Source organism: Fictibacillus sp. UD (assembly GCF_043558025.1).
In the GTDB taxonomy this organism is placed as follows: domain Bacteria; phylum Bacillota; class Bacilli; order Bacillales; family Fictibacillaceae; genus Fictibacillus.
This window is the reverse complement of sequence record NZ_JARUHH010000008.1, coordinates 67959-87098: the sequence shown is the minus strand read 5'-3', so window position 1 is coordinate 87098 and position 19140 is coordinate 67959. Positions and strand designations below refer to the sequence as shown.

Here is a 19140-nt window from a genome sequence, read left to right as displayed (position 1 = left end):
AATCCTGTATTATGCAAAACAAAAGCTTTGTCCATAATAGGGAAATAGATAGTCTAACCATACTGTTAATTATAAAATTTCATTCAAATAAGAGAAGAGGAATAACTTGATGAAAGCTGTGCAAGTAACGGGATATGGGGATGTTGATAAGTTAAAAGTAGTGGATATCCCTGTACCTGAACCAAGAGAAAATGAAGTTCTTGTAAAAGTAGAGGCTTGTGCGATTAATAACACTGAAATCTGGATGAGAGAAGGCGCATATGGAACCGATTCTAAATCGGGATGGCGACCTGAAGGCGTACAATTTCCACGTACACCTGGCTCTGATATAACGGGAAAAATAGTGAAAGTTGGAAAGTTAGTCGATGATTCTCTTTTAGGGAAAGATGTAGTTTTATTTCCTTTTACTTCGAGTGGTGAAAAAGGATCAGAACATATTTCTTTGGATATGTCTTTTATTGGTTCAGAATATGACGGTGGTTACGCTGAATATGTGGTGTGGCCAGCTGAGCTCTGCTTTGATATGCCTCTTCCCAGTTATTCAGAGAGTGCCGTTTTTTCGGTTAGCGGGTTAACGGCTTGGCATATGGTTAAACAAATACAAGTTCAACCTGGTGAGACGATTATGGTAACTGGGGCTAATGGTGGGGTAGGATCACTCAATGTTCAGATTGCATCAAAAGTCTTTGGTGCGAAAGTTATCGCAATCCTCGGTAATTTAGATAGTGAAGCAAAAATGAGGGAATTAGGAGCAACACATGTACTATCCTATAAATCCGATTCTCTATCAAAAGAGATTTTAGAAGTGAACGGGGGACCCATCGACTCCGTGCTAGATGTAGTGGGCGATGCATTGTTTTCAACGTCTCTAGAGGTTCTAAAAAATGGTGGGAAGTTCTGTATCTCTGGATCTGCAGGCGGCCAGAAGACAAATCTTGATTTTAGGAAGTTGTATCTAAAACATATTACAATGTATGGATCCGTCTTGGGGACTCGAGCAGAGTTTAAAGAAATGCTTAATGCGATTTCAGAAGGCAAAATCAAACCAGTTATTGATAAAACTTTTCCTTTGGAAGAAGCAAAAGAAGCTCAAGTCTATTTTAAGAATAAAGGAAAGTTAGGAAAGATTTTACTGCTTCCTTAGAAACAAGGCCATTGCATTTTGTTTTAAATAAGTAAAATCGGGAAAAATGATAAGCGTACAGAAATGAAAGGGAGTGTAAGGATGTCAAAACGAATTCTAATCGTCGTAACAAATCATCAAAACATTGGTAACAATAAAACGGGTCTCTGGTTAGAGGAGTTTGCAGTTCCTTTCAATGAGTTCCGAGACAAAGGATATGACATTACGGTAAAGAGTATCAAAGGCGGCAGCGTTCCTTTAGATCCTAACAGTTTAGAAGGTGTGGAAAAGGATACGTATAAAGAAGCTTTGTCTATGCTTGAGAATACAGCGGCACTAAGTCCAGAAGATGCTGTAAGCTATGATGCGATCTACTTGCCAGGAGGTCATGGAACCGTTTTTGACTTTCCAAAAAGTGAGGCTCTAAAGGAAGTTGTAAGTCAGATGGCACAAACGAACAAAGTGATCGGCAGCGTTTGTCATGGTCCAGCTGGACTAACAACAGCAACGCTTAAAGATGGTTCATCCATTGTAAAAGGAAAGACGGTTACTGCTTTTACGGATGAAGAGGAAGAAGAAATGAAGCTGACAAAAGAAGTGCCGTTCTTATTGGAAACAAAGCTTCGTGAGCTCGGAGCAGAATTCCAGCGTGCCGGAAAGTGGGAAGACTTTGCAGTAACAGATGGAAATCTTGTTACTGGACAGAATCCTCAATCAAGCAGAAGTGTTGCACTTCGTATGATTGATGTTTTAGACAAACAATAAATAAATTCCTAAAACGACTGGCTTCGGCTTGTCGTTTTTTTTTTTTACTTTCAGAAAGTATAAAATGTATCGGGCAGCATATGGGTCTTCATTAGGCAATCACCTATTGTCACCTTCTTGAGTATGTTATACATAATGCTATTGGAGGAATGACAGTGGGATATTATGTTAGAGTTGAACCCGATGTTAGAATCTATGTAGAAGATGTTAATCCAAACGGTCAAAAAGCAATCCTATTCGTACATGGATGGCCAGCTAACCATAAGTTGTTTGAGTATCAGTTTAATCAGCTTCCGTCACAAGGATTTAGATGTATTGGAATTGATTTAAGAGGATTTGGGAACTCAGATAAACCTTACACCGGCTATTCTTATGATCGTCTCTCAGATGATATTTATGCTGTCGTTCAAACGCTAAAATTAGAAAACTTCACACTTGTCGGTCATTCTGTTGGAGGTGCGATTTCCATTCGTTATATGGCTAGGCATAACAATTACGGTGTGTCAAAGCTTGCTTTATTAGGTGCTGCAGCTCCAAGTTTCACCAAAAGACCTAATTTTCCTTATGGCAATACGGTAGAACAAGTAAACACATTCATTCAGGACACATACAAAGACAGGCCGAAAATGCTGTCTGGATTTGGTGATCTCTTCTTTTTTAAGTATGTGACATCTCCTTTTTCAGACTGGTTTTTTCAATTGGGACTAGAAGCAGCTGGTTATTCCACTGCTGCCGTTTTAGGCTCTTTGCGTGATGAGGAGTTGTTTTCAGATCTTGGAAAAATACAAGTGCCCACTCTAATCCTTCATGGCGTGCATGACCAAGTCTGTCCGTTTCCTTTGGCTATTGCCATGAATCAGGGAATCCAAAACTCAAAGCTCCTCCCTTTAAAAAATAGCGGTCATGGTCTATTTTGGGAAGAATGGGAAAATGTAAACAAAGAATTGGCAGAGTTTATAGGGTAATAAGGAATATATCGTTCAATGTAGAATCTTTGAGATTGTAAGTAGTTTTATAAATTGGTGATATATTACATTTGAGGACTAAAGAAAGTTGAGTGAACGTATGAATGAATTAGGAACAAAATCTAACAACTCATTTTCAATACTAAATGGAATGCCTTCTTATGTGGGGTTGGAGCAGAAAGAAGCTGTCGTATTAGAAATATTTTCTCAGTTGGTCGCTGAGCTTCTAGCTGTTGGAGAAAACAACAAACTAAGCCGAGTAAGTGTTCATCTGCAAAAGAGCAGTGATAACTATGAAAAACATGCTTCTTATTTAGAACAACACGGATTCGAAATGTTTACTAGTTCAGTAGAATATTACAAAGAATTATTTGAAGAAAACGAAGAAGAAGCGCATTTCTCATATTTTACCTTGGAAGATTCAATTCTTACAGAACAGAAATTTAAAGATTTATGGAAGAGAGTGATGCAAGGGTCAGGCAATGCAGTATCCACTCTTTCTATGGATGAGCAGTTACAATCAGTGAAACATGAATTAGGTGGAGAGTAGAAGCGGAGTTGTGGTGTTTTCTATTTGAGTAAACGACCTGTGGCCGTGTGTATACCTCACATTGAGCCTGGGACGAGGAATGAGGGACGATTGTTTTATTTTGGTGTATTACCGGAAGAAAGAGGAAAAGGTTACGCAGGAAAATTACATAAACGATCACTATATCTTTTGAAAGAAATGGGAGCGAGTTATTACGTTGGTTCAACGCACGAATCAAATATCGCAATGCAGCGTGTTTTTGAGAAATCGGGATGTGAAGTAAGAGGAAGAAAATCATCGTTTTACTATTATTTTAATAAATGAGATGTGATAAAAAAGTCGCTGATTAGCGGCTTTTTTTTATAGAGAATTCAAAAAAAAGTATTTCAAACCCTAGTGAGAAATACCAAAAATGTCCTTTGAATATAAGGACTTTAGACCCGTATGCCAATTACAGCAATAAAAATATATGGAAACAAGTTAGGGATAAACTATCATTGACGATGATAATCATTATCATTTAAGGTTATACATGTAATCAATAATGAGAATCATTTTCAGTAACGGAACTTAACCTTTAGGAGGATTAAATATGAGCACTTTACATTTAGAAATGAACGAACTTTATCTGAAACAACAGGAGAAGAGAGAATCCAACGCAAGATCATATCCAAGACGCATTCCGATTGCGATTGAAGAAGCGGATGGAATCTATGTAAAAGATGCAGACGGAAGGAAGTTTATTGATTGTCTAGCAGGAGCAGGAACTCTTGCGCTTGGACATAATCATCCGGTTGTTATAGAAGCAATTGAGAAAGTGCTTCATGACAAGCGCCCATTACATACACTGGATTTAACGACGCCAGTAAAAGAAGAATTTGTGAGTGAAGTGTTTGATAGTTTGCCAGAAGAATTTGCAAAGCGCGCGAAGATACAATTCTGCGGACCGACTGGCGGAGATGCAATTGAAGCCGCGATCAAACTTGTAAAAACGGCTACAGGAAGAAGAAGCATCCTTTCGTTCCAAGGCGGTTACCACGGAGCAACACATGGAACGATGGCGTTATCAGGTAACTTAGGACCAAAACAAAACGTGCAAGGCTTAATGCCAGATGTTCACTTTATGCCGTATCCATATGAATACCGCTGTCCGTTTGGAATGGGTGGGGACGACACAGGGAGAATCAGCGCTAAATATATTGAGAACCTTTTATATGATCCAGAAAGCGGGATCTTACCTCCAGCAGCGATGATTTTAGAGGTTGTTCAAGGTGAAGGCGGATCAATTCCAGCGCCGGTTGAGTGGCTGCGAGAAATTCGCCGCATTACGAAAGAGCGCAACATCCCATTAATCATTGATGAAGTGCAAACAGGCATCGGACGAACTGGTGAACTCTTTGCGTTTCAACATGCGGGAATCGTGCCTGATGTAGTGGTTCTGTCCAAAGCAATCGGCGGAAGCTTGCCGTTATCTGTTGTGATTTATGATCGTGAACTTGATAAATGGGGACCTGGAGCACATATTGGGACGTTCCGAGGTAACCAAATGGCTATGGCTGCTGGAACAGCAACACTTCGCTACATTAAAGAACATAATTTATCACAGCATGCAGCTGAGATGGGAGAGAAGCTTATGCTCGAACTTTCCATCCTCCAAAATGAGATTCCTGAAATTGGGGATGTTCGCGGCCGTGGATTAATGGTAGGAGCAGAGATTGTGAATCCACGTATCCCATCTGGTTTAAAAGGAACGTATGCAGCGAATCCAGAGCTTGCGAGCCGTATTCAAAGAGAGTGCTTTAACAGAGGCTTGATCCTAGAAGTAGGCGGACGACATGGAAGTGTTGTTCGATTCTTGCCGCCGCTTATCATTACAGAGAAACAAATGAACGAAGTAATCGCAATCTTCACAGACGCGGTAAGAGCCGCACTTAAATAGAGGTGCTACATGAACACGACCGATTTTGACCGTTTTTTTCTTAATGATAGTGAAACGGGAATACAGAGTTTCAATCATATTGTCTTGGAAGCACAACATCTGTTGAGTAATTTCTATAAAAGCAATACCAATGCCTTTAACGGATCAGCTCCGAAAGAAATTGAAAAAGAAATACAGAAACTTTCGTTAACTTCCAAAGACGGAGATAACCCGATTACCGTACTGGAAGATGTTTTGAAAAAAATCGTGAACAACAGCATCCATGTGTCTCATCAAACGAGCATGGGGCACCTTCATTGTCCGCCTCTGATTCCTGCGATTGCAGCCGAGCTGATCATCGGTGCACTTAATCAATCCATGGATTCTTGGGATCAAAGTTCAACGGCTACTTATCTGGAGGAACGCCTTATCAAATGGGTGAGTGAAAAGCTTACCCTTCCTCCAATGTCTGATGGTACGTTCACGAGTGGCGGTACGCAATCCAACTATATGGGTTTATTGTTAGCGCGAGATTGGTTTTGTGATAAGAGATGGAATTGGAACGTTAAGATACAAGGCTTGCCAACCGAATTCCATAAGCTCCGCATACTTTGTTCAGAAAGTGCTCATTTCACTGTCAAAAAGTCTGCGTTTCAATTAGGACTAGGAGAACAAGCCGTAGTTACAGTTCCAACAGACAGCAATAAAAAAATAAACACAGCTAAGTTAACGGAAGAGATCGAACGGTTAAAAACTGGAGGTCTCATACCAATGTGTGTAGTTGCAACGGCTGGAACAACAGATTTTGGCAGCATTGATCCCATTCCAGAAATTGCGGAAATTGCTGAAAACCATGGGCTTTGGCTTCATGTTGACGCCGCTTATGGCGGAGCGTTAATGCTAAGTCAAAAGCATTTTCATAAATTAGCAGGGATTGAGCAAGCAGATTCCATTACAATCGATTTTCATAAGCAATTTTATCAGCCGATCAGCTGTGGAGCATTTTTTGTGAAAAATAAGGAGAGCTTTCGTTATCTTGCACATCATGCAGACTATTTGAACCCAGAGAACGATGAAGAGGACGGACTTGTTCATTTGGTAAGCAAATCTGTTCAAACGACTAGACGATTTGATGCGTTGAAGCTATTCATGTCTCTTCGTATCGTTGGTGAAAAGAACTTTGCCAACATGATCGACTACACGCTTCATCTAGCAAGTCAGGCAGCTGGTGTGATGGAACATAACGAAGATATCGAAGTTTGTAACAGAAATCCTGAAATCAACGCGATTGTTTTCCGCTATAGAGGTGGAATTATAGAAAAGCTGAATGAGCTGAACATGTTTATCTATAAAAAGATTCTACAAACAGGAACAGCTTTGATCGCCAAAACAAAAGTAAAGGGTCAAGTATTTTTGAAATTTACATTGTTGAATCCGAGAACGACAATCGTCGATATTGAAGACGTTCTTCATAGCATTTCTCAATTTGCAGCAGAGTACGAAAACAGGGGGATCACCCAATGACAAATTATAAACAACGAGCAGAAAATGCAAGCATGCAGAGTTTCTTGAACTGTTACCTGAGAGAAACTCGTAATTTAATAGAGATTGAAGGTGACATGGAGCAGATAGGCTGGAACGGTGAAACACCAGAAAGATGGTTGAAAGTTTCACTAGCCAATCAGGATTCTGCGATTTTTGCAGCGGTAAAGCATTGGTCTTTAACAGGAAGGCATCTGTTTCATTTTCCTATACTTCATCAAACGAATGAAAAAATAATCCCACTCGATTACGTTACGCTTGTATCGGTTCTTTCGAAGGAATTATTGCTGGAGCAGAATCGTGAAGATGCAGAAGACGAGTTAATGCTTCGTACGATTCTTAGCAAAAAGAACATACAGCGCTATTTAGAAGAACGGAAAAGTGACAGTGATGCTCTAGAGAACAGTGAGTTCACGTTTATTGAAGCAGAGCAGTCTCTTCTTTTTGGGCACCTTCTTCACCCGACACCGAAAAGCAAGCAAGGCATGAGTACCGAGCAGGAGTCTCTCTATTCTCCGGAACTTAAGGGAACGTTTCAGCTGCATTTCTTTCAAGCTGACCGGTCGATTGTCGATCAGGATTCCGCTGACAAGGTGACAGCTGAAGAGATTACATTGCAGCTGCTTCAGAAGGATGAGAATTTTATGGAACAAATAGAACGTGATGAACAATCCGTCTATATCCCTGTGCATCCATTACAAGTGCCTGTTCTATTAAATGATCTCTCTGTTCAAACATTAATTAAAGACGAAAAGTTAACATACATAGGACCTTTCGGTGAACCGTTCTCAGCGACGTCTTCCATGCGTTCTGTATACAGCCGAAATTATAAATACATGTATAAATTCTCTGTACCTGTTAAAATTACGAACTCATTAAGGGTTAATCTGGAAAAGGAGCTTCATAGAGGAGTAGAAGTTTCCAGACTCATGAAATCGAGAATCGGACAAGAGCTGAAGGAGATCTTTCCATCGTTCCAGATCATTCAGGATCCTGCATTCTTAAACATCCCAACGGGAAAAGAAATGTCAGGATTTGAAGTGGTAATCAGAGAGAACCCATTTTATGAAAATGATAAAAATGCGAGTTTAGTAGCTGGCCTTTGCCAGGATCATGGATTTGGCGGACGATCACGAATTGAAGCAATCATACAAGACTTAGCTCAAAAAGAGAACAGATCGACAGAAGAAGTGAGCAAGGATTGGTTTAGTGAATACTTGTCGATCGCTCTAGATCCAATACTATGGCTGTATGAAACATATGGCGTAGCGCTTGAAGCCCATCAGCAGAATTCGATCGTCCAGATGGAGAACGGCTATCCAAAGCATTTTTATTACCGTGATAATCAAGGCTATTATTACAGCGAATCGAAAGCAGATTTGCTAGTGAAACAGCTGCCTGAACTTAATCGGAAGAGTGTCACGATCTGCAGTGATGAAGTCGCAATCGAACGGTTCCGATATTACTTTTTCATGAATCATCTGTTTGGTCTGATAAACGGTTTTGGAGCCGCAGACTTAATCGATGAAGCAGAGCTTATGAACATGCTCCGAAATCGTTTGATGCACCATGATACTTTCACAGACGGAAAATCCGGGTTGTTAAGGAGTTTACTAGACTCGAAAGAACTTCCTTGTAAAGCGAACTTGCTAACACGTTTTCATGATATGGACGAGCTCGTTGGCTCACTTGAAACACAATCTGTTTATACGAACATACCGAACCCATTACAAAAGGTGTTGACTTCAAATGCAGCCAGCGTTTAGTTTCTATGATTACACCATTGAAAAGACATTATCATTTGCAAAAGTAGATTTTGAGAGAGATGTGGCACTTTTACACAAATGGCAGCAGCAGTCTTACGTGGTTCCTTACTGGAAGCTCGATATTTCGTTTGAAGACTATAAAAAGCATTTAGAGAAATTTTTAGAAGATGAACACCAAACTCTGTATTTGGGATTGATCGATGGCGTCCCGATAAGCTATTGGGAAGCATATTGGGTGAGGGGGGATGTGGTTGAGAATTGCTACGACCCGCACCCTGAGGATCAAGGAATACATCTATTAATCGGGGAACAAGCTTTTCTAGGTAACGGATACGCACTCCCTTTATTACGGGCGATCGTGAATTTTCAGTTTTTAAATCAAGGAACGGAGAAGATCATTGCTGAGCCTGATATTCAAAACGAGAAGATGATACATGTGTTTGAAAAGTGCGGTTTTGAAAAAGTGAAACCGATCGAGCTGCCTGATAAGACAGGTATGCTCATGTATTGCCATAGAGAAACGTTTGAGAGGAGATGGAAAGATGTCTTTGAAACAGCCGCAATTTGAAAAAGTGTATGACATCATTGGTGTAGGCATCGGTCCGTTCAACCTTGGACTAGCGGCTATGCTTGATGAAACAGGCGGTAAAGAGGCACTGTTTTTTGAAAAGAAAACAGAGTTCAACTGGCATAAAGGGATGCTGATCGATGGTACGACCCTGCAAGTCCCTTTCTTCGCTGATTTGGTAAGTATGGCGAATGTGAAAAGCAAGTACACGTTCTTAAACTATCTTCAAGAACACCAGCGATTGTACCACTTTTATTTTCTGGAGAACTTTCATATTCCCCGCAAGGAATACAATCACTATTGCCGTTGGACAGCAAGTCAGTTGAACTCTTGCCGTTTTGGAATGGGAGTAGAGCAGATATTGCCTGTTGAAGATGGGGACGTCCCATTATACAAAGTCATCGTTCGGTCTCTGAAGACAGGTAAAACGGAAACGTATTTTACAAAGCATCTAGCAGTTGGCATTGGTACAAGTCCTTCAGTCCCTTCACACCTAGAGAAGAACCTTGGCACAAAAGTCATCCACTCTTCTCAATATTTAGATCGAAAAGAAGAGCTGCTGAACGCGAGATCGATCACGGTGATTGGTTCAGGGCAAAGTGCAGCGGAGGTATTCTATGATCTTGCACAGCATCAGGATAATGAGGCGTATTCGTTAAACTGGTTCACGCGTTCAAAAGGATTTTTCCCGATGGAGTACTCAAAGCTTGGACTTGAATATTTTTCACCGGATTACACGAATTTCTTTTATCAGCTGCCACCATCCAAGAAGGATGATCTTCTGAAAAAGCAAGACCTCTTATATAAAGGAATAAGCATGGATACCATCGCGGATATTTATGACCTCCTTTACGAAAAATCTGTCGGTCAACAGAAGCCAGAGATTCAATTGCAGGCGATGACCGAACTTGTTTCACTAGAGAAGAAAGCTGATACACACATGCTCTCACTTCGTCAAAACGTTACGGGAGATGTGTTTGAACTAGAATCTGAAGTCGTTATTTTAGGAACAGGTTATGCACCGTCATTCCCGCATTTCCTGATTAACATGCAGGAGAGTATCGAGTGGGATTACAAAAACCGTTACCAGATTACACATGATTATCGATTGAAGATGAAGGACCTTGAGAACAACCATATCTTTATTCAGAATGGTGAGCTGCACACACATGGTGTTGGTGCTCCAGATCTTGGCCTTGGTGCACACAGAAACGCAGTTATCATCAATAAACTTTTTGAAAAAGAAATCTATTCTGTTTCTCATAAAAACGTGTTTCAGAACTTTGGATCGGAACCTTCATGGAATCCAACAACCGTTCGTTAAATCTTTTTCTGTTGAGCTGTGTTTTTCTGTTTATCTGTACAGAAGTACTGTTATCGCCTTTTTACCCGCAGTTTTTTAAAAAGGTTTATGGGATAACAGATCCGAACATTACAGGGTTTTACATTATGACCTGCCGGCTCGTTGTCGTGATCTTCACACCAATCTGGGGTCTTATGGCAAACAAATGGAAAAACAGTTCTTTTCTTTTGATAATCGGTCAATGGGGAACAGGGCTATCCTGCTTTTTGATGGCGATTTCACAGACCTTTGAAATGTTTGTTGCAGCGAGTGTTCTGTTGCTGATCTTTAAGAGCAGTTATTTTCTGCTTTACACGATTTTGATGCAGGAGAACCGGAAGAGTACAACAAGTGCTGCTGCTAGTTATCATGCTGTTTTGCAGGGAGCAATCGTAATAGCAACTTTATTGTCAGGATGGGTCATTCAGATGGACAATCCTTTATTGATCTTCTGGGTGATAGGGATCATGGAATGTTTGGTAGGGTTGTTCAGTTATTTCATGTTAAAAAAAGTGAGCAAGACCAGAGTCATGGATGCAGCACTACAAGAAAACCAACGCAGCTTGTTGCCGCAATTCTTTCTTTTCGGAATTGTCGTGTTAACCCTCCATTTGGCAGTGAATATGGTTCGGCCATTTTTCACAACGTACACTGAGGCTGTGTATCACACGAGTACGTTGATGAGCAGTTTATTGTACTTAATACCAAGTCTGATGGCGATTGTATCTTTGCCTCTCATCCGAAAATACAGTGATCAATTAGGACGGAGTGGTTATATAGCGGCAACAGGCATGATGGTTGTTGGATTATTTTTTCAAGGTATCGAAACAAGCATTGCGGGTCTTGTACTGTTCCGATGCATGTTTGGAATTGGAGCAGCGTGGTGTCTGGCTAAATTGGATGTGTTACTTTTCAAGTGTAGTCAGAACACGCATGGCGATTATAGCAAGATCTCTGCGATTCAAAACGTAGGACTCTTGCTCGCACCTGTAGCAGCATCATCCATTGTAAACGAACAATCGATATCAGCTATCTTTGTTTATGCAAGTTTGTTCGTCGTTCTCCATATACTTGTTTTCCTATGGGGTACGTTCACGAGAGAAAAAAACAGAGAGAAACTTCACTTACATAAGGAGGAAAAACATGTTTTATATAAATGAAACAGAATCGATTCTTAAGAAGGATACGTGGGAGACGGTAAACAAAAATTTGCTCGCGAAGATGCTTGCTGAGTATATGTATGAAGACATGATTTTTCCTGAGCAAAAAGAAGAGGGATACGTATTTACTGTTACAGAGGATCGTCAGTATCGTTTTACCGCTGAAAAACGTTTGTTTGACAGCTTTGATGTAGATCCGAAATCTATTGAAGTTTTTGAGGGAGAAGAGTGGAAGCCGGCAACAAGTGCAATTCGTTTCTTATTGGATATTCAGCCGATGATCGGTATGTCAGCAGAAACAGCAGGTCATTTGATTAAGGAATTGAACCATACGCTAATTGCGGATGCCAATCTATTAAATCACCATAAAAAAACGTCAGATGAGTTGGTGAATCTTGATTATGCGGAGTTAGAGGGAGAAATGTCAGGCCATCCGTGGATCACATACAACAAAGGGCGAATCGGTTTCGGCTTTGATGATTACAGCAAGTATGCCCCTGAAAACCAGAATGAAACGAAACTGTTTTGGATTGCCGTTCACCGTGACCGCGCACAGTTTCAATCCGTTAGTGAACTGCATTATGAGAAGTTGTTGATAAAAGAGCTTGATGGTGTTCTTATTCAGCGCTTTAACGAAATTTTACGTGAGAACGGAAAGCTGCCTCTCGATTATTACTTTATGCCTGTTCATGAATGGCAGTGGAAAAATGTGCTGATCCAAAACTTCCCTGAAGACTTGGCGAACGGTATGATCGTTCCGTTAGAAGAAGGAACAGATCACTATTTGCCGCAGCAGTCAGTGCGAACGTTTGTAAACCGAAGTAATCCGTTGAAATCACATGTGAAACTTCCAATGAGTATTTTAAATACGCTCGTGTATCGAGGTCTTCCATCAGAACGAACGGTAATTGCACCGCGTGTAACAGAACACATCAAAGGAATCTTTGACCGTGACAGCTTTTTAAGAGATGAATGTGAAGTCGTGCTGCCTGGAGAAGTAGCAAGCATCAACGTGGATCACGCTCATTACAGCAATTTGAAAGGTGCTCCATATCAATACCTGGAGATGCTCGGAACCATTTGGCGTGAAAGTATCTATACGTATTTAAAAGATGGTGAGCAGCCGATCACGCTTGCAGCTCTCCATCATGTCGATGTAGATGGCAAGCCGTATGTCCAAAGTTTGATTGAAAAGTCTGGATTGAGTGCTGACGAATGGATGAAGAAATTCTTTGGTGTAGTGATGCCGCCACTGCTGCATTTTCTTTATCAATATGGAACAGTCTTCTCGCCGCACGGTCAGAACACGATTTTAATTTTAAAAGACTATAAGCCTGAGAGATTAGCTGTAAAAGATTACGTAGATGACGTGAATATCTCGGATCAGCCATTTCCTGAGTTAGAGGGAGTGACGGAAGAATTGCGGTCTGTACTGCGCAGCGAGCCGCCAGAAGGATTGACTCAGTTTATTTTCACGGGGTTGTTCATTTGCCACCTGCGCTACATGTCAAATGTCATGGTGCGCAATCAGTTAATAGAAGAAACAGCATTCTGGTCACACTTAGTGGATAGTATTGAAGCCTATCAGACGAGGTTTTCACATTTAGAAGAACGTTTTAAACTGTTTGACTTCTTTAAACCTGAATTGACGAAGCTATGTCTGAACCGCAATCGAATGGTAGACTACGGCTATGGTGATGGTGAAGATCGGCCTCATGCATCTGAGTTCGGAAAAGTGCGAAATGCACTGCATGAACTCAAGGTGAACAAAGTATCTCTTTAATCGAAAAAAGTCGCTTCGGCGGCTTTTTTTGTTATGCGAGAAATAAATACACAAACACGTGTCAAAGACTTTATATTCCGCGAACGTTTAATACATAAAAGAACACGGATCGTAAAAAGCTTTTTTATAAACTGAAACTTCTGTTTTTTCTCCTTCGTATGTAATATTATGGTAAGGGAGTAGGAGGGGGTTAAGCCATGGGGAACTTTGAGGAAACAGATTTTGATCATTTTGAAGAACCAGGCTTTGGTAGCAGCGGCGATTGGATGTTTGATGTTCTTCCTTTATTTGGAGGAGCTCTTTTTGTAATCGTAATCAGCATTTTCATTTTTGTTATCATAAAAGGAATTGGTGAGTGGAGCAGCAATAATAAACAGCCTAAATTAGCTGTGACTGCCGAGTTAGTTACGAAGAGAACGAAAGTAAGTGGAGGCGCAAATGACACGTCAGCTTCTACATGGTACTATGCAACGTTTGAAGTGGAAAGCGGTGATCGTATGGAGTTTCATGTGGGTTCACAAGAATACGGTATGCTGGTAGAAGGAGATAGAGGAATACTGAATTTTCAAGGAACTCGTTATTTAGGATTTGAACGGAATAGACAATCAGAATTAAGCTAAAAGGAGAATGATCTATATGACAGCAAGTCTAGAAAACTATCAAAAAAGTGTGTTGAATGCATTTTTAAATAAAGAGGGACGTCTTAAAAACATTCCTTCTCAAAAGAAGAAAAAGTTAGTGGTGCTGGAATATCTCGTTCAACAGCTGGATGATAACCAAACATATACAGAAAGGGAGATAAACGAGTTTATTAAAAAGTATCATGAAGATTTTTGTACGATTCGAAGAGAGTTTATCGTAAATGGATATATGGATCGAGAAGATGGTAATTACAAAAAAAGAGACGAATCACTTTGGACGAATTGGCAAGAGCTTAAGTAACAGAAAGAAGTGAGAGAGCTGAATGGAGAATTAGAATTATTATGGGAGCACTTAAAGGAAGAAGTACAGACGCGTTTTGGTTTTCAAGTAATGAAAAGCACACAAATTAATCGAGGTTATTTGAATCAAAAATGGAAAATAGAGACGGATCAAGGTATTTTTTTAGTAAAACAATACAATAAAGAGCGTATTAAGAAATATGACTTGAAAACAATACATACAGCTCTTCGCACTCAAAATCGTTCATTTCTTGCTGACATCCCTTGCCCGGAACTTCTATCAAATGAAGGCAACCTTTTACATAAGTCTTCAAGTGGTGAGCTTTTTACCGTCATGCGTTTTATGAAAGGTAGTCTTATAAAACCGGGAGAAGCTTCACCAGAGCAGATGGAGTCATTGGGCCAAGAGATTGGAAAGCTTCATCGACTATTAAATGATGGTACATTGCCGGCAAAATCGAAGACTGTTTTTCAGATTCCTGCTCTTCAAGATCGTCTAGACTATTGGGGATCAGTTGGGATTCAATGCGAAGAACAAGACTTAGATCATTTAAGAACACTAATCGAACTTCAAAGAAAAGCAACAATAAACATGGGAACACTTCAACTTGAACACCTTACTCCTGGTTGGTGCCACCGTGATCTTTGGGTAGATAACCTGCTATTCTCGGGGGAAAACATAACCGCTATCCTGGATTTTGACCGATTGGACTATGATTTTATCGAGTTGGATATTGGCAGAATCATCATCTCAACATGCTTACACGACGATACAATTAATGTCGAAGCTGTGCATGCATTTCTAAAGGGATACGGTAATACAAATAAATTATCAATTGAAAGGTTAGTATTATCGTTAAAATTGGTTTGGTACATGGAAAGCACTTGGTGGGTCAGCGTTGAACTTCATGAGGGAGAGCCGCCGAAACGATTTCAGCATGAGATGGTATGGTTAGCACAACATCTGGATGAGTTAGAAAAAATGCTTGGCTGGAAAAAAGAAGCAGCAACTTTTATGTTTTAACAAAGTAGCATAAGGGAACTTCCTCATTAACAGACTAGAGGAGTGGTTAAGTGGAGACGAAACAATTGTGCTTGCTGAAAAAAGAAGATATGACAAATCCAGAAATAGTTCCAGCTTGGGTCATTGAGGAGTATAAGACCTTTCACGAAACCGTAACCAACAAGACGTTTCCTTGTTATTTTGGAATGGCAGCTGAGAACAAGGGAGAGCTTCGCTATGCGTATGTGACGCATGATGATTGGTCGAATCTGCCAGAAGCAATCCGAGAGTTTAACAAGCTTTTTGATGCACCAAAATTAATTCGTCATGGATTGTTTGTGTTTGTGGAGCCTGAGAAAGAAGAAAAAGACATTCCGTACTATCGGGATTACTTCTGGAAGATGCTTCAGTCTCTGCACGAGACCGATAATCAGCCTTGGCCTGAACACATTCCGAAAGATCCAGATCATCACTTGTTTGCGTTCTCATTCGATAACGAGCCGTATTTTGTATTTGGAAATGCACCTGCCTACAAGCAGCGTAAAACAAGAGATCTTGGCAACAGTTTAGTTCTTGGTTTTCAGCCACGCCGTATTTTTGACGGGCTAGAGGGGACGTCACCTGGTGGCGCGATGTCTCGTGAAAAGGTCCGGGAGCGGGTAGAAAAGTGGGATAATCTTCCGAAACATCCGAACATTAGTCATTACGGTGATCCAGAACATCGTGAGTGGAAGCAATATTTTATTGGAGACGACGTTGAACCGATAACAGGAAAATGTCCGTTTCATCATAAATAAATGGAAAAAAGGACTCTAGCCGAGTCCTTTTTTTGTTAAATCAACACAAAGTTGTTGAATATCAACAAAAATTTATGAAATATCAACAACTTACCCTAAAATATCAACATTAAGGCGTTTCCATTCATGCTCTAGCATGCTGAACAACATAGAATCACGCCAGCCGTCTTTAAGAAGGATGCATTCACGCATTCTTCCTTCTAACGTCATGCCTATTTTAGATAATACTTTTTCAGATGCTTTATTTCTTGGAACGCATGTCGCAAAAATGCGATGAAGCTGTAACTTTTCAAGGCCGAACTGGAGAAGCTCCTTATAAAAGAAAATATGCTAATCTTATAGTATCAATTATTTACATAAGTTAGTAGGTTCGTAAGTGATGAGAGTTATGGATACATGCCTAACTAACAAGGTGTTTTACGGGAGAGTATAAGATGAAATTAAAAGATATCGCGTTAGAATTGGCCGCAATTTATCAACAAAACCCTAAAGTACAAGCAGTATTATTGGCTGGCTCTGTTTCAAGGGGATGGGAGGATAAGCATTCTGACATTGAACTTAATATTTTTTGGTCGGAAAAACCTCATGATGAAGACCGGATGAATCCCATCATAGCAATAAATGGCTCTATCATTGATTTTCACCCGTATGAAGAGGAAGAATGGGCGGAGAGTTATTTGACACCTCAGAATGTTAAGCTCGAGATTAGCAGCTTTTTAACAACTACTGCAGAAAAGTGGATAGCTGAGGTTGTGGAGCAGTATGAGATCGATTATGGCAAGCAATGCATGGTTTCGTCCGTTTATTATGGACAAAGTTTATATGGTGATCATGTCATTAACGAGTTGAAAAAGAAGGTTGAAATTTATCCAGATGATCTTGCGAAAAACATGATTGAAGAAAACCTAGCTCTTTGGTATCGATGGAACAACCGTTATGCCTTATTAGACAGGAAAGATTGGATTATGTTGTATGATCTGATGAGCGGTGTACAGAAGAAGTTATTAGGAACACTTTTTGCATTAAATAAATTGTACATCCACCATCCTTCTTTTAAGTGGATGCACAAATACAGTGAGATTTTTGTGACAAAACCAGAAAATCTAAATCAGAGATTATCAGCTATTCTAACTGGTGATGTTCAAGAAAGTATACAAAAATTAGAGCAGCTGATTGAAGAAGTATTTCAACTAGTTGAGAAGCATTATCCAAATCTTCCTTTCTTAGATACATACAAAGAAAAAATGGCTTTTGTGCGGCCCAAAAATATGATCTGATCACACAATAAGAGTATAAAAACAAAAAAATTCATACACAATAGAAATAGCCATCCGGGTGGATTCGTCTTCTCGGGTGGTTTTTGTTTTGGCTGTTTTAGTAGTCATGAATGGTTTTAAAAATGGTTGCCCCATTGAAAAATAATCTTGTTTCATAATAGGTTTACGTGTTTACATTTTGAGGTAAATAGAATATAAATAAATTAACAATAAACATTTTGTTAATTGAAAGAGGAGGGACACCATTGTCTAATAAGCAAGCACTTGAACAATACGACATCAAAAAATATCGTACACCAGATGGTTATACTTCCGATATTTGTGTCTTTACTATCATTTCTGAAAAAAGCGAAGCGTATAAACCTCCAACGATGGACCTCAAGGTCATGCTGATCAAAAGAGCAGGACTTGATACAGAGGGTAATACAAACATTGAAGCAAACAAATGGGCTATTCCAGGTGGCTTTGTGCAAGATGATGAAACGGGTTTCCAAGCGGCAAAACGTGAACTAGAAGAAGAAACGAACATCTCAGGAATTCACATTAAACAATTTGGAGTATACGACAAGCCGGGGCGGGATCCCAGAGGATGGATTATCTCAAATGCACATTATGCCATCGTACCTGATACGTATTTATCGCTTAGAAAAGCGCAAGACGACGCAGCGAATATAGAGCTTTTTTCAGTAAAAGAGGTTCTCAATCTTGATCTTGCTTTCGACCATAAACAGATTATAGGGGATGCCATCAAAGTCATTACAAACGACTTATTGCAGACGACAGTAGCTAAGAATTTCCTGCCAAAACATTTTACCTATTCTGAGCTGCAAGCCGTACTAAAAACGGTAACAGACGATCCAGCCATATTAAGCGATCAATCGTTCTCAAGAAAAATAAAATCACTTCCTTTTATTCAAGAAGTACAGGGAAAAACAACTACTAGAACTTCAAAAAGAGCAACAAAGCTTTTCACGTTTATTGATATGGATGTTGTAAAGCCAATCTATACAGCACGATATTAACTCTAAATTTTTTTATGAATTATAATTAACAAGTTGTTTATTGTAGGTTGGAAAAACAATCAGTAGGAGGAATTTATGATGAAAAAGACTTTAATAAACATTGATTATACCTTTGATTTTGTAGCAGATGAAGGTGCACTAACGTGTGGAAAACCAGCTCAAGACATTGAATCTGAAATCATCTCGATCACAGAACAATTTCTTAAGAACGGTGACCTTGTTGTTTTTGCCATTGATCAGCATCAACTTAACGATGAATTCCATCCGGAAAACAAGCTTTTTCCCCCACATAACATTGCAGGAACTCCTGGTCGACAACTTTATGGCAACCTTCAAAAAGTCTACGAAAACAACAAAGATAAATCTAACGTTTATTGGATGGATAAAACACGATATAGCGCCTTTGCTGGAACGGACCTATTAATGAAGCTGCGTGAACGCGGTATTACAGAGATTCATATCGTAGGCGTCTGCACAGACATCTGCTGTCTTCACACCGCAATTGATGCTTACAATGCGGGACTTCAAATTGTTGTACATGAAAAAGGTGTGGCAAGCTTCAACCAAGCTGGACATGAATGGGCTTTAGGACACTTTAAAAGTTGTTTAAACGCAAAAGTTCTATAATTTTAATTTTTT

At 39.9% G+C, this 19140-nt stretch carries 19 protein-coding genes and 1 pseudogene; 19 read left to right on the top strand and 1 reads right to left on the bottom strand.

Annotation, left to right across the window (positions count from 1 at the left end):
• Nucleotides 1–109 precede the first annotated feature (109 nt).
• The 16 genes from P8610_RS13905 to P8610_RS13830 all read left to right on the top strand — a co-directional run bounded on the left by P8610_RS13905 (nt 110) and on the right by P8610_RS13830 (nt 16202).
• Nucleotides 110–1144: a zinc-binding dehydrogenase gene (locus P8610_RS13905; protein WP_394604917.1), complete on the top strand. Its 1035-nt coding sequence runs from the start codon at nt 110–112 to the stop codon at nt 1142–1144.
• Nucleotides 1145–1225: 81 nt separating this feature from the next.
• Complete coding sequence (locus P8610_RS13900) at nt 1226–1888, top strand: type 1 glutamine amidotransferase domain-containing protein (protein ID WP_394604890.1); 663 nt, start codon at nt 1226–1228, stop codon at nt 1886–1888.
• A 155-nt stretch (nt 1889–2043) separates the two neighbouring features.
• Nucleotides 2044–2853 (top strand): alpha/beta fold hydrolase, encoded by an 810-nt coding sequence (locus P8610_RS13895; protein ID WP_394604889.1) that lies wholly within the window; start codon nt 2044–2046, stop codon nt 2851–2853.
• Nucleotides 2854–2941: 88 nt separating this feature from the next.
• Nucleotides 2942–3403: a hypothetical protein gene (locus tag P8610_RS13890; RefSeq protein ID WP_394604888.1), complete on the top strand. Its 462-nt coding sequence runs from the start codon at nt 2942–2944 to the stop codon at nt 3401–3403.
• Nucleotides 3404–3427: 24 nt separating this feature from the next.
• Nucleotides 3428–3706, top strand: coding sequence for a GNAT family N-acetyltransferase (locus tag P8610_RS13885; RefSeq protein WP_394604887.1), 279 nt, complete (start codon nt 3428–3430; stop codon nt 3704–3706).
• Between the two features lie 268 nt (nt 3707–3974).
• A complete protein-coding gene (locus tag P8610_RS13880) occupies nt 3975–5321 on the top strand; it encodes an aspartate aminotransferase family protein (RefSeq protein ID WP_394604885.1) in 1347 nt (448 codons plus the stop codon).
• A 9-nt stretch (nt 5322–5330) separates the two neighbouring features.
• A complete protein-coding gene (locus P8610_RS13875) occupies nt 5331–6824 on the top strand; it encodes a pyridoxal phosphate-dependent decarboxylase family protein (RefSeq protein WP_394604884.1) in 1494 nt (497 codons plus the stop codon).
• The gene (locus tag P8610_RS13870) at nt 6821–8608 is read left to right on the top strand and encodes an IucA/IucC family protein (RefSeq protein ID WP_394604882.1); all 1788 of its coding nucleotides are present in this window, start codon (nt 6821–6823) and stop codon (nt 8606–8608) included. Before P8610_RS13875 ends, P8610_RS13870 begins: the two co-directional genes overlap by 4 nt.
• Nucleotides 8592–9176, top strand: coding sequence for a GNAT family N-acetyltransferase (locus tag P8610_RS13865; RefSeq protein WP_394604880.1), 585 nt, complete (start codon nt 8592–8594; stop codon nt 9174–9176). Before P8610_RS13870 ends, P8610_RS13865 begins: the two co-directional genes overlap by 17 nt.
• Nucleotides 9151–10500, top strand: a complete 1350-nt coding sequence (locus P8610_RS13860) for a lysine N(6)-hydroxylase/L-ornithine N(5)-oxygenase family protein (protein WP_394604879.1) — start codon at nt 9151–9153, stop codon at nt 10498–10500. Before P8610_RS13865 ends, P8610_RS13860 begins: the two co-directional genes overlap by 26 nt.
• The gene (locus P8610_RS13855; protein ID WP_394604878.1) at nt 10476–11678 is read left to right on the top strand and encodes an MFS transporter; all 1203 of its coding nucleotides are present in this window, start codon (nt 10476–10478) and stop codon (nt 11676–11678) included. The genes P8610_RS13860 and P8610_RS13855 overlap by 25 nt, the downstream gene beginning before the upstream one ends.
• Complete coding sequence (locus tag P8610_RS13850) at nt 11662–13461, top strand: IucA/IucC family protein (protein ID WP_394604877.1); 1800 nt, start codon at nt 11662–11664, stop codon at nt 13459–13461. The genes P8610_RS13855 and P8610_RS13850 overlap by 17 nt, the downstream gene beginning before the upstream one ends.
• A gap of 197 nt (nt 13462–13658) precedes the next feature.
• Nucleotides 13659–14081 carry a DUF2500 domain-containing protein gene (locus tag P8610_RS13845; RefSeq protein WP_394604876.1) on the top strand — a complete coding sequence of 141 codons (423 nt, stop codon included), beginning with the start codon at nt 13659–13661 and terminating at the stop codon, nt 14079–14081.
• A 16-nt stretch (nt 14082–14097) separates the two neighbouring features.
• Nucleotides 14098–14403, top strand: coding sequence for a DUF2087 domain-containing protein (locus P8610_RS13840; protein WP_394604874.1), 306 nt, complete (start codon nt 14098–14100; stop codon nt 14401–14403).
• Between the two features lie 9 nt (nt 14404–14412).
• On the top strand, nt 14413–15426 hold the full coding sequence (locus P8610_RS13835) for a phosphotransferase (protein ID WP_394604873.1): 1014 nt from the start codon (nt 14413–14415) through the stop codon (nt 15424–15426).
• 89 nt (nt 15427–15515) lie between these two features.
• Nucleotides 15516–16202 carry a YqcI/YcgG family protein gene (locus tag P8610_RS13830; RefSeq protein WP_394604916.1) on the top strand — a complete coding sequence of 229 codons (687 nt, stop codon included), beginning with the start codon at nt 15516–15518 and terminating at the stop codon, nt 16200–16202.
• Nucleotides 16203–16418: 216 nt separating this feature from the next.
• Here P8610_RS13830 and P8610_RS13825 read toward each other — a convergent pair.
• A pseudogene (locus tag P8610_RS13825) lies at nt 16419–16529 on the bottom strand (GNAT family N-acetyltransferase); the annotation flags it as partial.
• A gap of 107 nt (nt 16530–16636) precedes the next feature.
• Between P8610_RS13825 and P8610_RS13820 the strand changes: the two are divergent.
• From P8610_RS13820 to P8610_RS13810, 3 genes are all read left to right on the top strand, one after another.
• On the top strand, nt 16637–17479 hold the full coding sequence (locus P8610_RS13820) for a DUF4037 domain-containing protein (RefSeq protein WP_394604872.1): 843 nt from the start codon (nt 16637–16639) through the stop codon (nt 17477–17479).
• A 245-nt stretch (nt 17480–17724) separates the two neighbouring features.
• A complete protein-coding gene (locus P8610_RS13815) occupies nt 17725–18501 on the top strand; it encodes an NUDIX domain-containing protein (RefSeq protein ID WP_394604871.1) in 777 nt (258 codons plus the stop codon).
• A 78-nt stretch (nt 18502–18579) separates the two neighbouring features.
• A complete protein-coding gene (locus P8610_RS13810; protein WP_394604870.1) occupies nt 18580–19128 on the top strand; it encodes a cysteine hydrolase family protein in 549 nt (182 codons plus the stop codon).
• Nucleotides 19129–19140: the final 12 nt, after the last annotated feature.

What these genes read in the sequence shown, in the direction of transcription:
- P8610_RS13905 (WP_394604917.1), top strand. Translation starts at nt 110, where the DNA reads ATGAAAGCTGTGCAAGTAACGGGATATGGGGATGTTGATAAGTTAAAA.
- P8610_RS13900 (WP_394604890.1), top strand. Translation starts at nt 1,226, where the DNA reads ATGTCAAAACGAATTCTAATCGTCGTAACAAATCATCAAAACATTGGT.
- P8610_RS13880 (WP_394604885.1), top strand. Translation starts at nt 3,975, where the DNA reads ATGAGCACTTTACATTTAGAAATGAACGAACTTTATCTGAAACAACAG.
- P8610_RS13875 (WP_394604884.1), top strand. Translation starts at nt 5,331, where the DNA reads ATGAACACGACCGATTTTGACCGTTTTTTTCTTAATGATAGTGAAACG.
- P8610_RS13870 (WP_394604882.1), top strand. Translation starts at nt 6,821, where the DNA reads ATGACAAATTATAAACAACGAGCAGAAAATGCAAGCATGCAGAGTTTC.
- P8610_RS13865 (WP_394604880.1), top strand. Translation starts at nt 8,592, where the DNA reads ATGCAGCCAGCGTTTAGTTTCTATGATTACACCATTGAAAAGACATTA.
- P8610_RS13860 (WP_394604879.1), top strand. Translation starts at nt 9,151, where the DNA reads ATGTCTTTGAAACAGCCGCAATTTGAAAAAGTGTATGACATCATTGGT.
- P8610_RS13855 (WP_394604878.1), top strand. Translation starts at nt 10,476, where the DNA reads ATGGAATCCAACAACCGTTCGTTAAATCTTTTTCTGTTGAGCTGTGTT.
- P8610_RS13850 (WP_394604877.1), top strand. Translation starts at nt 11,662, where the DNA reads ATGTTTTATATAAATGAAACAGAATCGATTCTTAAGAAGGATACGTGG.
- P8610_RS13845 (WP_394604876.1), top strand. Translation starts at nt 13,659, where the DNA reads ATGGGGAACTTTGAGGAAACAGATTTTGATCATTTTGAAGAACCAGGC.
- P8610_RS13840 (WP_394604874.1), top strand. Translation starts at nt 14,098, where the DNA reads ATGACAGCAAGTCTAGAAAACTATCAAAAAAGTGTGTTGAATGCATTT.
- P8610_RS13830 (WP_394604916.1), top strand. Translation starts at nt 15,516, where the DNA reads ATGACAAATCCAGAAATAGTTCCAGCTTGGGTCATTGAGGAGTATAAG.
- P8610_RS13820 (WP_394604872.1), top strand. Translation starts at nt 16,637, where the DNA reads ATGAAATTAAAAGATATCGCGTTAGAATTGGCCGCAATTTATCAACAA.
- P8610_RS13810 (WP_394604870.1), top strand. Translation starts at nt 18,580, where the DNA reads ATGAAAAAGACTTTAATAAACATTGATTATACCTTTGATTTTGTAGCA.